Raw genomic sequence first — 14930 nt, 5'->3', positions numbered from 1 at the left:
CAACATAGATGTTGAATGTTATGACCTCATCGCGAGCAGGCTCGCTCCCACAGTTTGTATTGCATGATGCTTAGGACTGCTTCTCGAACTTCAAATCCCACACCCCATGCCCAAGACGCTCGCCACGGCGCTCGAACTTGGTGATCGGCCGCTCGGCCGGGCGCGGTACGCACTTGCCGTCTTCGGCGAGGTTTCTGTAACCCGGCGCAACGTTCATCACTTCCAGCATGTACTCGGCGTACGGTTCCCAATCGGTGGCCATGTGCAGAATGCCGCCGACTTTCAACTTGCTGCGCACCAATTCGGCGAAGGACGCCTGAACGATACGACGCTTGTGGTGACGGCTCTTGTGCCACGGGTCCGGGAAAAACAGCATCAGGCGATCGAGGCTGTTATCGGCCACGCAGCGGTTGAGCACTTCGATCGCATCGCAATCGTAAACCCGCAGGTTGGTCAGGCCTTGCGTCAGCACGCCATTGAGCAGCGCACCGACACCCGGACGGTGAACCTCGACGCCAATGAAATCCTGATCCGGCGAAGCCGCTGCCATTTCCAGCAGCGAGTGTCCCATGCCGAAACCGATTTCCAGCGAGCGCGGCGCCGAGCGACCGAACACCTGGTCGAAATCCACCGGCGCGTCGGCCAGCGGCAGCACGAACAGCGGAGTGCCCTGCTCCAGGCCCTTTTGCTGGCCTTCGGTCATGCGCCCGGCGCGCATCACGAAACTCTTGATGCGGCGGTGTTGGCGCTCGTCGCCTTCTTCCGTCTGGATTGGCGTGTCGTTCGATTCAGTCATCAATGGCTCTTACTTGATCAGACCATCCAGCGGCGAAGAGGCGCTGGCATAGAGTTTTTTTGGCATGCGGCCGGCGAGGTAAGCCAGGCGGCCTGCGACGATCGCATGTTTCATGGCTTCAGCCATCATGATCGGCTGCTGGGCATGTGCGATGGCCGAGTTCATCAGCACCGCATCACAGCCCAGTTCCATGGCGATGGTGGCGTCGGAAGCAGTACCGACACCAGCATCCACCAATACTGGAATCTTGGCTTCTTCGAGGATGATCTGCAGGTTATACGGGTTGCAGATTCCCAGGCCGGAGCCGATCAGACCGGCCAGCGGCATCACCGCGATACAGCCGATTTCCGCCAATTGACGGGCGATGATCGGATCATCACTGGTGTAGACCATCACGTCGAAGCCTTCCTTGACCAGCGTTTCGGCGGCCTTGAGGGTTTCGATCACGTTGGGGAACAGGGTTTTCTGGTCGGCCAGCACTTCCAGCTTCACCAGGTTGTGGCCATCGAGCAGCTCACGGGCCAGGCGGCAGGTGCGCACGGCTTCGATGGCGTCGTAGCAACCGGCGGTGTTCGGCAGGAAGGTGTAGCGATCCGGCGACAGCACTTCGAGCAGGTTCGGCTCGCCCTCGATCTGGCCAAGGTTGGTGCGGCGCACGGCGAAGGTGACGATCTCGGCACCCGAGGCTTCGATGGCCAGGCGGGTTTCTTCCATGTCACGGTACTTGCCGGTACCGACCAGCAAACGCGACTGGTAAGTACGACCGGCCAGGACGAAAGGCTTGTCGCTGCGAACGATGCTCATGGGAAATCCTCTGTAGGAGTGAGGTACTTGCAGAATTCTGTGGCCACTCGGCCGAGGGTGCTAGCCGCCGCCGATGGCGTGCACCACTTCGACGTTGTCGCCGTCGTTCAACGCGGTGTCTGCATGCTGACTGCGCGGGACGATATCCAGATTGAGTTCGACCGCCACCCGGCGTCCGGTCAGGTCCAGACGGGTCAGCAGGGCCGCAACGGTTTCACCGTCGGGCAGTTCAAAGGATTCGCCGTTCAACTGAATGCGCATGCCGGATGCCGCCATCATTTTTAGGGGCTGGCATTCTAGCCCGATCATGACCTAAAGGTCAGCAACAAGCGTCAAGCGGTAAGCTGCAAACGCCAGGCGGCAAGTCCGAGGCAAAACCAGCCCACCAGGAAGGCCAGGCCACCGAACGGGGTGATGATGCCGAGCTTGCTGATGCCGGTCAGCGTCAAGATGTACAGGCTGCCGGAGAACAGCAGGATACCGATCGCAAACGATGCGCCGGCCCAAGTGGCGAGTCGACCGGGAATTTGCGAGGCCAGCGCTGCAACACCGAGCAACGCCAGGGCATGCACCAACTGATAGGTGACGCCCGTGTGGAAAATCGCCATGTACTCGGCACTCAGGCGGTTTTTCAGGCCGTGGGCGGCAAAGGCGCCGAGGCCGACACCGGTGAAGCCGAAAAAAGCGGCCAGCATCAGAAAGCCACGCAGCATGCAGAACTCCAGTCAGTTTCGATCCAAAGGGACTGTATAATGGCCTGCTCAACGGGTTCGGCCAAGCCATCACTATGCTGCGTATCTATTTCCGTCGTTTCACCAAGGCCGTGCTCTGGTTCATGGGTGGCAGCGTATTGCTGGTGCTGATCTTTCGCGTGGTGCCGCCACCGGGGACGACGCTGATGGTCGAGCGCAAGATCGAATCCTGGTTCGACGGAGAACCCATCGACCTGCAACGAACCTGGAAACCCTGGGACGAGATTTCCGATGACCTGAAAGTCGCGGTGATTGCTGGGGAAGACCAGAAATTCCCGGAGCACTGGGGCTTCGATATCGGCGCGATTCAGGCGGCGTTTGCCCATAACGAACGCGGCGGTTCGATCCGTGGCGCCAGCACCCTAAGCCAGCAAGTCTCGAAAAACCTGTTCCTGTGGTCTGGCCGCAGCTGGCTGCGCAAAGGCCTGGAAGCCTGGTTCACCGGACTGATCGAAGTGTTCTGGCCCAAGCAGCGGATTCTTGAGGTGTACCTCAACAGCGTCGAGTGGGATGACGGCGTGTTTGGCGCCGAAGCGGCGGCCCGGCATCACTTTGGCGTGAGTGCCAAAGGTCTCAGCCGCCAACAATCGAGCTTGCTGGCGGCCGTTCTGCCCAACCCGCGAGTATGGAGTGCGAGCCATCCAACCGCTTACGTGGCGCGACGTGCAGGCTGGATTCGGCGACAGATGAGCCAACTGGGTGGCGACAGCTATCTGGTCGGGCTGAACGATTCGCGTCGGGCGCCCTGGGCCCAATAACACCGAAGATCCCCCCTGTGGTGGATCTGAAATGTCACCACAAACAAAAACGCCCCGATCAATGACCGGGGCGTTTTTTATTGCCTGCTCGCCAGTTAAGCAGCGATCGACAACTTGAGCTTGTTCATCGCGCTCTTCTCGAGTTGGCGAATACGCTCGGCCGACACGTTGTACTTCTGCGCCAGGTCGTGCAGCGTGGCCTTTTCTTCCGCCAGCCAGCGCTGGTAGAGGATGTCACGGCTGCGGTCGTCCAGCACTTCCAGGGCTTCGTGCAGGTTGTGGTTGGAGTTGTCGCTCCAGTCGGCATCTTCCAGTTGACGGGCCGGGTCGTACCGGTGGTCTTCCAGATAGTTGGCCGGCGACTGGAAAGCACTGTCGTCGTCCGCTTCGGCAGCCGGGTCGAAGGCCATGTCATGGCCGGTCAGGCGGCTTTCCATCTCGCGCACTTCCCGAGGCTCTACACCGAGGCTTTCCGCCACACGGTGGACTTCCTCGTTGTTCAGCCAGGCCAGACGCTTCTTCTGGCTGCGCAGGTTGAAGAACAACTTGCGCTGGGCCTTGGTGGTCGCGACTTTCACGATGCGCCAGTTGCGCAGGATGAACTCGTGGATTTCCGCCTTGATCCAGTGCACGGCAAAAGACACCAGGCGCACGCCCATTTCCGGGTTGAAGCGCTTCACGGCCTTCATCAGGCCGACGTTGCCTTCCTGGATCAGGTCAGCCTGAGCCAGGCCGTAGCCGGAATAGCTACGGGCGATATGTACGACAAAACGCAGGTGGGCGAGCACCATCTGCCGAGCCGCCCCCAAATCCTGCTCATAATAGAGACTCTCGGCCAGTTCACGCTCCTGCTCCGGCGACAGCAATGGAATGCTGTTGACGGTGTGCACATAGGCCTCCAGGTTCGCACCCGGGACCAAAGCATATGCAGGTTGCAAAGAATTGGTCATACGAAAAAACCTCCGACTTACATAACTCGTGCAGTTCAGCACTGCGAAAATTGACCGGAAACCGAAAGACAAGTTCCCAAAAACCCAAAAACGCTGAAAGGTCAATACGAGCAAAATGATACTACTTAGGCGCAAGCTCCCTCAGGTGGCGTGCGACTGCAATCCATGCACCGATATACCCCAACAGCACCGCGCCAAGCAAGAGAGACAGACCGTCGGCAACTGGCACTCCAGCCAGCGCAAAATCACTGCCGTACAAACCGGCCAGCCCCACCACCGCGTCGTTCAGCCAGTCAAGGCCGAACGCCAGTACGCCCCAGGACAGAATCCCCGCACCGAAGCCATACAGCGCACCCATATACAGAAAGGGCCTGCGTACATAGCTGTCAGTGCCGCCGACCAGTTTAATCACTTCTATCTCTGTGCGGCGGTTTTCAATATGAAGACGAATGGTATTGCCTATCACCAAAAGTAATGCAGAAACCAGAAGCACGGTCAGACCGAAGACAAAACGGTCACCCAGCTTGAGGATGGCTGCCAGACGCTCGACCCAGACTAAATCAAGTTGCGCCTGTTGTACCTTCGGCAGCTCGGATAGTTTTTGTCTTAATGCTTCAAGGGCCGGCTTGTCGACTTCGGCCGGCGTCACCAGGACCACGCCCGGCAGCGGGTTCTCCGGCAACTCCTTGAGCGCCTCGCCCAGCCCGGACTGTTGCTGGAACTCTTCCAGCGCCTGCTCCCGGCCAACGTACTCGGCATCGGCGACGCCAGGCATGCCCTTGATCTGATCACGCAGCGATTCGCCTTCGGCCGGTTTGGCCTCAAGGTCCAGGTACAGGGAAATCTGCGCCGCGCGCTGCCAGGAACCGCCCAAGCGCTCGACGTTACCTAGCAAAAGTGACAGGCCCATGGGCAAACTCAGGGCCACCGCCATCACCATGCAGGTGAAAAAACTGCCAATGGGCTGCTTGCCCAGGCGGCGCAGGCTATCCACCAGACTGGCTCGATGGCTTTCGATCCAGGCGCGGAACAACGTGGCAAAGTCCGGCCCGTCGTCATCATCGCGTTTTTTCTTTTGCGGCTGCTGATCGGCGGCCTTCGGGGCCACTCGCTCGGAAACCTTGGGACTACGTGTTGCACTCATACCGCGGCCTCCCCGTCGCCGATCAATCGACCACGTTGCAAGGTCAGCATGCGGTGGCGCATGCGGGCGATCAGGGCCAGGTCGTGACTGGCGATCAGCACGCTGGTACCCAGGCGATTGATGTCTTCGAACACACCCATGATCTCGGCGGCCAGACGCGGGTCGAGGTTACCGGTCGGTTCGTCCGCCAACAGCAAGGCCGGACGGTGAACGATGGCGCGTGCGATGCCGACGCGCTGCTGCTGACCGGTGGACAGGTCGCCCGGGTACAGATCGGTTTTATCCGACAGCGCCACGCGCTCCAGTGCCGAGTCCACGCGCTTGGCGATCTCGGCCTTGGACAGCCCCAGGATCTGCAAAGGCAACGCGACGTTATTGAACACCGTGCGATCGAACAGCAACTGGTGATTCTGGAACACCACGCCGATCTGCCGGCGCAAGAAAGGAATCTGCGCGTTGCTGATGGTGCTCAGGTCTTGCCCGGCGAGCAGCAGCTTGCCGCTGGTCGGGCGCTCCATCGCCAGCAACAGGCGCAACAGTGTGGATTTACCGGCACCGGAATGGCCGGTGACAAACAAGAACTCGCCACGACGGACTCGAAAGCTCAGCTCATGCAAGCCGACGTGACCGTTCGGGTAGCGCTTACCGACCTGTTCGAAACGAATCATGAACGCTCCCGCTCGGCAAACAATGCCTGGACAAAGGGTTCTGCTTCAAAGGTACGCAAATCGTCGATGCCTTCACCGACGCCAATGTAGCGGATCGGCAGGCCGAATTGCTTGGCCAGGGCGAAAATCACCCCACCCTTGGCAGTGCCGTCGAGCTTGGTCAGCGCCAGGCCGGTCAGTTCGACGGTCTGGTTGAATTGTTTGGCCTGGTTGATGGCGTTCTGGCCAGTGCCAGCATCAAGCACCAACAGCACTTCGTGAGGTGCGTCGGCGTCGAGCTTGCCGATCACCCGGCGAACCTTTTTCAGCTCTTCCATCAGATTGTCTTTGGTGTGCAGGCGGCCGGCGGTGTCGGCGATCAGCACGTCGATGCCACGGGCCTTGGCGGCCTGCACGGCATCGAAGATCACCGAGGCCGAGTCAGCGCCAGTGTGCTGCGCAATCACCGGGATCTTGTTGCGCTCACCCCAGACCTGCAATTGCTCCACTGCCGCGGCACGGAAGGTGTCGCCAGCGGCAAGCATGACTTTCTTGCCTTCCAGCTGCAGTTTCTTCGCCAGCTTGCCGATGGTGGTGGTCTTGCCGGCACCGTTGACGCCGACCACCAGAATCACGAACGGCTTGTTCTGCGAGGTGATTTTCAGCGACTGCTCGACAGGCTTGAGCATCGCTGCCAGCTCGGCTTGCAGGGATTTGTACAAGGCGTCGGCATCGGCCAGCTCCTTGCGGGCGACCTTCTGCGTCAAACGCTGAATGATCACCGACGTGGCTTCGACACCAACGTCGGCTGTCAGCAAACGGGTTTCGAGGTCTTCGAGCAGTTCGTCATCAATAACCTTTTTGCCCAGGAACAGGCTGGCCATGCCTTCGCCGATACTGGCGCTGGTCTTGGACAGGCCCTGCTTGAGGCGGGCGAAGAAACCGGCTTTGGTTTCTTCGGTGCGTACGGGTTCTACCGGGGTTTCGACGGGCGCCGCGATCGGCTCAGGAATCGGAGCGGGGGCAGGCGCTTGAGCAACCGGAGCAACCGGAGCAACCGGAGCAACCGGAGCAACGAATACCGGAACCTCTGGCTGGCTGACAACGGGCACGGGCTCAGCCACAACGACTGGCGCCACCACCGGCTCGATCACAGGTGCTTGAACCGGCGCAGGCGCGAACGCTGCCGGAGCCGGAATCGGTGGTGTCACGTGAGGAGCCAGGTCATTCTCGACCAATGCCACGGGCTCTTCGGCTACCGGCAGGGTCAACCACGGTTCGGCCGTCGGGGCCGGCGGCTGTTCGATGACGATTTCGCTGACTGGTTCAGGAGCGGCTTCAACCTTGGGTTGCAGCAACGGCTCGGCAATCGGCAGAACAACCGGCGCGGGCGCTTCGTCTATTACCGGGACCGGCATCGGCGCTGGTTCAGGAATGGCTTGTGGCTGTTCGACGACGGGTTCCTGCGGCTTTTTGCGCAGCCATCCGAACAGGCTTTTTTTCTCGCCAGCCGCAGCTGGGGTCTTCTTGTCGTCGTTGGAACCAAACATGGAGGACGGCTATCTCACGGTAGCGACGCGCCAATGGCGCCCCGGCAAATAAATATTCGATGCAGAACAGACTGTGTTTCACCCAGCTTGTTCACGCGCAACATTTTGTCGAGGTGCTCGTCGGCGCCTCAAGGAATCGATTTCTCATAGGACTAAAGCAGCAAAATCGGCGAAAACGCGGAATTCAGTTGATAAACATCCACCTTCCGTCGCAAACCCATTCAACCTGATCAAGCATAAAGGCCTGATAGGCGTGGCCGCCGCTAAAACGGATCAGTATCCTAGGGCGTGTCATCAATCATTACCAGTACCGCGTGGCCGCCTGAAAGCGGGCCAGACAAGGCGCAGGCCGCAGGGAATGTGCTTTCCTTGCCAAGGACTGCAACGCAGTATGGCCCGCTTTCAGGCGACCACCCGGAGGGCCGGGCCTGATAGTGCGCAGGGCTGCGTTGCTCGGAGTTTATTTGGAATACCAAACTACACTCCTCGCGCCTTGCCCTGCGCACTATCAGGCTCCGGCGCGGTACTGGTAATGATTGATGACACGCCCTACCTCTCGCCCGCTGACGCTAAGAACAAGCGGGCAGCCCCAAAGGTTTGAAAACGAATGAATGCTCTTGCCCGCCGCGCCGCTGGCCTGCTGCTCAGCACAGTTTGCCTGCCCCTTTCGGCCCTGGCTGCCGACCCGCAACCCACCCACGAATTCACCCTCGACAACGGTCTGAAGGTGGTCGTGCGTGAAGACCACCGTGCGCCAGTGGTGGTTTCCCAGGTCTGGTACAAGGTCGGCTCCAGCTACGAGACCCCGGGTAATACCGGCCTGTCCCACGCTCTGGAACACATGATGTTCAAGGGCAGCGAGAAAGTCGGCCCCGGCGAAGCCTCGCTGATCCTGCGCGACCTCGGCGCCGAAGAGAACGCATTCACCAGTGACGACTTCACCGCGTACTACCAGGTGCTGGCCCGGGATCGCCTGGGTGTGGCCTTCGAACTGGAAGCCGATCGCATGGCCAGCCTGCGCCTGCCGGCCGACGAGTTCGCCAAGGAAATCGAGGTCATCAAGGAAGAACGTCGCCTGCGTACCGACGACAAGCCGATGTCCAAGGCCTACGAGCGCTTCAAGGCCATGGCCTACCCGGCCAGCGGCTATCACACGCCGACCATCGGCTGGATGGCCGACCTTGAGCGGATGAAAGTCGAAGAGCTGCGCCACTGGTACGAAACCTGGTACGTGCCCAACAACGCCACGCTGGTGGTGGTTGGCGATGTCACCCCGGACGAAGTCAAAACCCTGGCCCAACGCTATTTCGGCCCGATCGCCAAGCGTGATGTACCCGCCGCGAAAAAGCCGCTGGAACTGGCCGAACCAGGCGAGCGCCAGATCACCCTGCACGTGCAGACCCAACTGCCTAGCCTGATGCTGGCCTTCAACGTGCCGAGCATCGCCACCGCCGAAGACAAGCCTCTGGTCAATGCCCTGCGCCTGATCTCGGCACTGCTCGATGGCGGCTACAGCGGACGCATCCCGACGCAACTGGAGCGCGGAGAAGAACTGGTGTCCGGCGGCTCGTCGAGTTACGACGCCTACACCCGTGGCGACAGCCTCTTCACCCTGTCGGCATCGCCAAACTCGCAGAAACACAAGACCATCGCCCAGGCACAAGCCGGTTTGTGGAAGCTGCTCGACCAGCTGAAAACCACGGCGCCAACCGCTGAAGAACTGGAACGCGTACGTGCACAAGTCATCGCCGGCCTGGTCTTCGAGCGCGACTCGATCACCAGCCAGGCCACGGCCATCGGCCAACTGGAAACCGTCGGCCTGTCATGGAAACTGATGGACACCGAACTGGCCGATCTGGAAAGCGTGACACCGCAAGACATCCAGAAAGCCGCCAAGCTGTATTTCACCCGCGAACGTCTCAGCGTCGCCCATGTACTGCCTCTGGAGACGACTCATGAGTGAGCGTAAACCCTCCCGTCTGGCCCTGATCGGCCTGGTCGCCGTCGCCGTTATCGGTTCCGCCGCGTTCTATTTGTCGCGCTCTGGCGAAACCAATGCCAGCGAAGCCCTGGACAAGGCCAAGGCCAGCCAGAAACTGCAATCACTGACCGAGCTCAACGGCAAGGCACCGGACCACCGCAAGCTGGACGTGCAGACCTGGAACACCACAGAAGGCACCAAGGTGCTGTTTGTCGAAGCCCATGAGTTACCGATGTTCGACATGCGCCTGATCTTCGCCGCCGGCAGCAGCCAGGACGGCGATGCACCGGGCGTGGCGGTGTTGACCAACGCCATGCTCAACGAAGGCGTGGCCGGCAAAGACGTTGGCGCCATTGCCCAGGGCTTCGAAGGCCTGGGCGCCGATTTCGGCAACGGCGCTTATAAGGACATGGCAATCGCTTCGCTGCGCAGCCTCAGTGTCAAGGACAAGCGCGAGCCGGCCCTGAAGCTGTTCGCCGAAGTCATCGGCAAGCCGACTTACCCTGCCGATTCGCTGGCCCGCATCAAGAACCAGATGCTTGCCGGTTTCGAATACCAGAAACAGAACCCCGGCAAACTGGCGAGCCTGGAACTGATGAACCGCTTGTACGGTGATCACCCGTACGCACACGCCAGCGACGGCACGGCGAAAACCGTCCCGGCGATCACCGTGGCCCAACTGCGTGCTTTCCACGAGAAAGCTTACGCCGCCGGTAACGTGGTGATCGCGCTGGTCGGCGACCTGTCCCGTGCAGAAGCCGAAGCGATTGCCGCGCAGGTTTCCAGTGCCCTTCCCAAAGGCCCGGCCTTGCCGAAAATTGCGCAACCGGTCGAGCCCAAGGCCAGCGTCGGCCATATCGAGTTCCCGTCCAAGCAGACCAACCTGATGCTCGCGCAACTGGGCATCGACCGCGACGACCCGGACTACGCAGCGTTGTCCATGGGGAACCAGATTCTCGGTGGCGGCGGCTTCGGCACCCGGTTGATGAGCGAAGTGCGCGAGAAGCGTGGCCTGACTTACGGCGTGTATTCGGGCTTTACCCCGATGCAGGCGCGCGGCCCGTTCATGATCAACCTGCAAACCCGCGCCGAGATGAGCGAAGGCACCCTGAAACTGGTGCAGGATGTACTGGCCGACTACCTTAAAACCGGCCCGACCGAAAAAGAGCTGGACGACGCCAAGCGCGAACTGGCCGGCAGCTTCCCGCTGTCCACCGCGAGCAACGCCGATATCGTCGGCCAGCTTGGCGCCATCGGTTTTTACAACTTGCCGTTGAGTCACCTGGAAGACTTCATGCAACAGTCCCAGGCCTTGACCGTCGAGCAGGTCAAAGCCGCCATGAACAAACACCTGAGCACGGACAAGATGGTCATCGTCAGCGCTGGCCCGACCGTGCCGCAAAAGCCGTTACCGGCCCCTACTGATAAACCTTCCGAGCAGCCGCTCGGGGTTCCGGAGCATTAATGGCCCATTCTAAAAAACCCGCCAAAAACGTCCATAACGGCGTGAATCAACTGCGCATCATTGGCGGTGAATGGCGCAGCCGCAAGCTGAGCTTCCCCGACGCCCCGGGCCTGCGCCCGACGCCGGACCGGGTGCGTGAAACCCTGTTCAACTGGCTCGCACCTTACGTGCCAGGCGCCAAGGTGCTCGACCCGTTCACCGGCAGCGGCGCGCTGTTCCTCGAAGCCCTGTCCCGTGGCGCAGCCATGGGCCAGGCGCTGGATGCCAGCAGTATCGCGGTGTCCAGTCTGAAGGAACACCTGGGCACATTGCGCTGCACCAACGGCCAGGTCCAGACCGCCGACGCCCTGCGCTATCTGGAAACCCAGACCGCAACGGCTTACGACCTGGTGTTCCTCGACCCGCCGTTCAACCAGAATCTGCTGCCCGCCGTTTGCAAGTTGCTCGAAGAGCGCCAATGGCTGGCCGAGGATGCCTGGGTGTACACCGAAAGCGAGTCCGCGCCTTCGACCCTGGGCCTGCCGCAGAACTGGCGCCTGCACCGGGAGCAAAAATCCGGGCGTGTGTATTACTCTTTGTGGCAGCGCTTCGCTGAAAAACCTGCTGAATAAAGCGCACGGGCAGGCCGGCGGCCTGCCCGGCACGATGGCTGTTTCTTAAAACGCAACACATCTGAGGTGGCTTGTTCCTCTGATCCTGGATCATCGTTGACGTGCGAAATGTCTCGCATGGATGCAATGAATGATTAATGGATGAACAAGCCAATGACTGAACGAACTCCACACCCCACCCATGACTTCACCCTCGACAATGGCCTCAGGGTCATCGTGCGCGAGGATCACAGAACCCCTCAGGTCGGACTCACACTGGTTTTTGCCGTAGGAACTGATGACGAGCGCCCCGAAGACTTCGGGGTCACACGTGTATTACAAAATGCACTGATGCCTGACTATGAGGATTTCATCAAAGAAACCGGAGCCACTCATCAAAACTTCGGTGGCCGTGAAAATCTGAGCGACCGTTTACTGATCGCCGCCGAACACCTGGAAAGCGCTCTCAAAATCCAGTCGACCATCATGACGGACGAAATATCGGATGAATGGCTGCGCACCTGTCTGGACGAAGAACTGCTGCGCAACAAGGAAGAGTCCCTGTTCATATCCGCGATCAGCTTCAGTCCGGAAATCGACGCCCTGATAAACACCGGCAACAGTTACTACAGACCAAACGAAGCGATTGCCGCCAATCTTGAACGCCTGACCTTTGAACATATCAGAAACTGGCGTCAGAGCCGGTATTGCCCCGGCAATGCATGCCTGGTGGTTGTCGGCGATGTCGAGGTCGAGGAGGCAAGACAATTGGTCGAGCGTCACTTCGGATCGAAAGACCAGCGCGCCGCCCCCTTCAGGCCCTTGATAAAAGGACCGTCAGAGCCCGGTTACCGCCAGATAACGCAACGTCTGGAAACCGAATACCCGCTGATGCTCGTCATATTCAATACACCGGGGATGGAAAACGCCCCCGATCCGCAATCCGTCAGGGCACTGGAAATACTGGATTCCCTGTTTGAATCCTCTGCACGCCTGAAGTCATTCGGGAATGACAACCGCTCGACAATTATTGCGACAACCTTTCGACTCAGTCGAGCCAGTAACCGATTCATCCTTGCGTTCCACTTCGAGGGTAATCCGCAGAAAGCCGAAGCCGATCTGTGGGCATTGCTGGATGACGTCAAGCGCGTGCCGTTCACTCCCGAGGAAATCGAGCCCGCCATCATGCAGGAAAGCACCACCCGGCAGGCGCTCTATGACACCCCTTTTGGGCTGTCGGGCAGCATCGGTCATCTTGTTGCAACTGCTCAGCCATGGCAGTTGATCGATCTTGAGGTCGCGCAATTACGCAGCGTCACTGCGCAGGATATTCAGTGGGCAGCCAACGAATACTTCACCCGCGAACGCGCAACCGTCGCTCATGTGTTTCCCATCGAGAACAATACCCCCGACGTAACCGGGCCCCCTGCCTGATCATCAGTTCCGGAAAACCGGCCCCGGCGCTCCCACCGCGCAGGGGCCTGCTTTCATCGGTCGCGAATCCACCTGGTTTGTGGCAAGTTAGCAACTTGCGGCGCGCACGACACGCCCCATTAATTCCTCTACATTTCGCGAGCAGCGGTCTGCAATTGAACAACATGCCTCACTACACGCCGCACTCCGATTTCCGATGAAAACCTTTACCCCCGCCTTCGGCCTCGGCAATCCGCACTTGCAAACCTTGTGGGGGCCGCTATGGCGTAAAACCGTGCACATCGGCCGCGAACGCGAACGCCTGTGGCTTGAAGATGGCGACTTTCTCGACCTCGACTGGCATGGCCCGCACAGCGCCGACGCACCGCTGGTGCTGGTGTTGCACGGGCTCACCGGCTCCTCGAATTCGCCTTATGTCGCCGGCATGCAAAAAGCCTTGGGCGACCGAGGCTGGGCCAGCGTCGCGCTGAACTGGCGCGGCTGTTCGGGCGAACCCAACCTGTTGCCGCGCAGCTACCATTCCGGCGCCAGCGAAGACCTGGCCGAAACCATCAGGCACTTGCGGGCCAAACGGCCTCTCGCTCCGCTGTATGCTGTCGGCTACTCATTGGGCGGCAACATCCTGCTCAAGCATTTGGGCGAGACCGGCAGCGACAGCGGCGTGACAGGTGCCGTGGCGGTGTCGGTGCCGTTCCGCCTGGACCAGTGCGCCGACCGCATCGACCAGGGTTTCTCAAAGGTCTATCAGGCACATTTCATGCGCGAGATGCTCGCCTACATCAAGAACAAGCAGCGGCAGTTCCAGCATGACGGACGCGAGGATGGCCTGGCCGCATTGGCCGCGCTTGGCTCGCTGGAAAAAATGCGCACGTTCTGGGACTTCGATGGCCGGGTTACCGCACCGCTGAACGGCTTTGTCGATGCCGAGGATTACTATCGTCGCGCCTCAAGCCGCTATTTCCTTGGCGAAATTCGTACGCCGACCTTGATGATTCAGGCCGCCGACGACCCCTTCGTGTTTCCCCACAGCCTGCCGCACGTCGATGAGTTGTCCGCTTGCACGCAATTCGAACTGCAAGCCAAGGGCGGGCATGTCGGCTTTGTCGACGGCACGCTCAGACAACCTGGTTACTACCTGGAACGGCGCATCCCCGAGTGGCTGGCCGCCACAGGGCGCACTTGAATCATGGACGCTGACCAAGGCGAGTCAATCCACTTCTGGCAAACCCCGCCGCTGGCCGGGGTCGAGTTGTTGTCCGCCCGCTACATCGATCATCGTTTCGCCCCCCACGTGCATGACGGCTATGTGATCGGCATGATCATGGCCGGCGCCCAGCGTTATCGTTATCGCGGTGCCGAACACCTGGCGGGCAGCGGCACGCTGGTACTGATCAATCCCGATGAATTGCACACCGGCCACAAAGGCACCGAGGATGGCTGGCTTTACCGGGCGTTTTATCCGGACAGCGGGCAGATAACCTCGCTGCTGGCCGAACTCGAATTGCCGACCCACCACTTGCCGGCCTTCGGTGCCACGCTGTATCGCGATCAGGATCTGGTGAACGGCTTCTGCCAACTCCACCGCCTGCTGGAAAGCCCCACCACCGCATTGCAGCAACAAACGCTCTGGCGCGAACTGGTGCTGTCGCTGTTGCAGCGTCATGCGGCGGTGCCCGATGCCGGTAAACCTGGCAAGGAGCATCGAGCCGTGAGCCTGGCCAAGGAATTGCTGCACGCGCAACTGACAGCACCGCCCTCACTGGAGGCGCTGGCAGCGGCGGTCAACCTCTCGCCATTCCATTTCGCCCGAGTGTTCCGCCGGGCCACCGGCATGCCGCCGCACACCTGGCTGATGCAACAGCGCATCGCCCGGGCTCGGGCGTTGCTGCAAAGTGGTTGTCTGCCGCTGGAAGTCGCGATGCAACTGGGGTTTGCCGACCAGAGCCATCTGAGCCGGCAGTTCAAGCAAGTGTATGGGGTTGGACCGGGGGCGTATCGCACAGCCCGGCAGTTACCCGGATCTTGATGAAGACGAAAAACCATTGTGGGAGCGGGCTTG

15 protein-coding genes are annotated in these 14930 nt (G+C 60.3%); 7 read left to right on the top strand and 8 right to left on the bottom strand.

Going from position 1 to position 14930, the window contains the following annotated elements; all coding sequences use genetic code 11:
• Positions 1 to 70: 70 nt before the first annotated feature.
• The 4 genes from trmB to KGA85_RS18305 all read right to left on the bottom strand — a co-directional run bounded on the left by trmB (position 71) and on the right by KGA85_RS18305 (position 2313).
• Positions 71 to 796, bottom strand: coding sequence for a tRNA (guanosine(46)-N7)-methyltransferase TrmB (gene trmB, locus KGA85_RS18320; RefSeq protein ID WP_056726481.1), 726 nt, complete (start codon positions 794 to 796; stop codon positions 71 to 73).
• Positions 797 to 805: 9 nt separating this feature from the next.
• The gene (locus tag KGA85_RS18315; RefSeq protein WP_032884143.1) at positions 806 to 1600 is read right to left on the bottom strand and encodes a thiazole synthase; all 795 of its coding nucleotides are present in this window, start codon (positions 1598 to 1600) and stop codon (positions 806 to 808) included.
• 60 nt (positions 1601 to 1660) lie between these two features.
• Positions 1661 to 1861 carry a sulfur carrier protein ThiS gene (thiS, locus tag KGA85_RS18310; protein WP_050562648.1) on the bottom strand — a complete coding sequence of 67 codons (201 nt, stop codon included), beginning with the start codon at positions 1859 to 1861 and terminating at the stop codon, positions 1661 to 1663.
• Positions 1862 to 1932: 71 nt separating this feature from the next.
• The gene (locus KGA85_RS18305; protein ID WP_223533058.1) at positions 1933 to 2313 is read right to left on the bottom strand and encodes a DUF423 domain-containing protein; all 381 of its coding nucleotides are present in this window, start codon (positions 2311 to 2313) and stop codon (positions 1933 to 1935) included.
• Between the two features lie 74 nt (positions 2314 to 2387).
• On the opposite strand from KGA85_RS18305, the gene mtgA reads away from it, so the two are divergent.
• Positions 2388 to 3110, top strand: coding sequence for a monofunctional biosynthetic peptidoglycan transglycosylase (mtgA, locus tag KGA85_RS18300; protein ID WP_223460590.1), 723 nt, complete (start codon positions 2388 to 2390; stop codon positions 3108 to 3110).
• A 95-nt stretch (positions 3111 to 3205) separates the two neighbouring features.
• Here the strand turns inward: mtgA and rpoH are convergent, their stop codons facing one another.
• The 4 genes from rpoH to ftsY all read right to left on the bottom strand — a co-directional run bounded on the left by rpoH (position 3206) and on the right by ftsY (position 7401).
• The gene (gene rpoH / locus KGA85_RS18295; protein WP_007975386.1) at positions 3206 to 4060 is read right to left on the bottom strand and encodes an RNA polymerase sigma factor RpoH; all 855 of its coding nucleotides are present in this window, start codon (positions 4058 to 4060) and stop codon (positions 3206 to 3208) included.
• Positions 4061 to 4181: 121 nt separating this feature from the next.
• Positions 4182 to 5204 carry a permease-like cell division protein FtsX gene (gene ftsX / locus KGA85_RS18290; RefSeq protein ID WP_223460592.1) on the bottom strand — a complete coding sequence of 341 codons (1023 nt, stop codon included), beginning with the start codon at positions 5202 to 5204 and terminating at the stop codon, positions 4182 to 4184.
• Positions 5201 to 5872 (bottom strand): cell division ATP-binding protein FtsE, encoded by a 672-nt coding sequence (ftsE, locus tag KGA85_RS18285; RefSeq protein ID WP_007975383.1) that lies wholly within the window; start codon positions 5870 to 5872, stop codon positions 5201 to 5203. The genes ftsX and ftsE overlap by 4 nt, the downstream gene beginning before the upstream one ends.
• Positions 5869 to 7401: a signal recognition particle-docking protein FtsY gene (ftsY, locus tag KGA85_RS18280; protein ID WP_223543294.1), complete on the bottom strand. Its 1533-nt coding sequence runs from the start codon at positions 7399 to 7401 to the stop codon at positions 5869 to 5871. Before ftsY ends, ftsE begins: the two co-directional genes overlap by 4 nt.
• 607 nt (positions 7402 to 8008) lie before the next feature.
• Here ftsY and KGA85_RS18275 point away from each other — a divergent pair.
• The 6 genes from KGA85_RS18275 (at position 8009) to KGA85_RS18250 (ending at position 14897) form a co-directional block, all read left to right on the top strand.
• Entirely contained in the window at positions 8009 to 9364 is a 1356-nt protein-coding gene (locus tag KGA85_RS18275) for a M16 family metallopeptidase (RefSeq protein ID WP_223460596.1), read from the top strand.
• Positions 9357 to 10847, top strand: coding sequence for a M16 family metallopeptidase (locus KGA85_RS18270; protein ID WP_223460598.1), 1491 nt, complete (start codon positions 9357 to 9359; stop codon positions 10845 to 10847). The genes KGA85_RS18275 and KGA85_RS18270 overlap by 8 nt, the downstream gene beginning before the upstream one ends.
• The gene (gene rsmD, locus KGA85_RS18265) at positions 10847 to 11458 is read left to right on the top strand and encodes a 16S rRNA (guanine(966)-N(2))-methyltransferase RsmD (RefSeq protein ID WP_223460600.1); all 612 of its coding nucleotides are present in this window, start codon (positions 10847 to 10849) and stop codon (positions 11456 to 11458) included. The genes KGA85_RS18270 and rsmD overlap by 1 nt, the downstream gene beginning before the upstream one ends.
• A 141-nt stretch (positions 11459 to 11599) precedes the next feature.
• On the top strand, positions 11600 to 12871 hold the full coding sequence (locus KGA85_RS18260; RefSeq protein WP_223543293.1) for a M16 family metallopeptidase: 1272 nt from the start codon (positions 11600 to 11602) through the stop codon (positions 12869 to 12871).
• Between the two features lie 196 nt (positions 12872 to 13067).
• A complete protein-coding gene (locus KGA85_RS18255) occupies positions 13068 to 14054 on the top strand; it encodes a hydrolase (protein ID WP_223460604.1) in 987 nt (328 codons plus the stop codon).
• A 3-nt stretch (positions 14055 to 14057) separates the two neighbouring features.
• The gene (locus tag KGA85_RS18250; protein WP_223534182.1) at positions 14058 to 14897 is read left to right on the top strand and encodes an AraC family transcriptional regulator; all 840 of its coding nucleotides are present in this window, start codon (positions 14058 to 14060) and stop codon (positions 14895 to 14897) included.
• Positions 14898 to 14930 lie beyond the last annotated feature (33 nt).

It is taken from the genome of Pseudomonas sp. GL-B-12, assembly GCF_019955895.1.
In the GTDB taxonomy this organism is placed as follows: Bacteria; Pseudomonadota; Gammaproteobacteria; order Pseudomonadales; family Pseudomonadaceae; genus Aquipseudomonas.
This window is presented reverse-complemented; position numbering and strand designations above follow the sequence as displayed.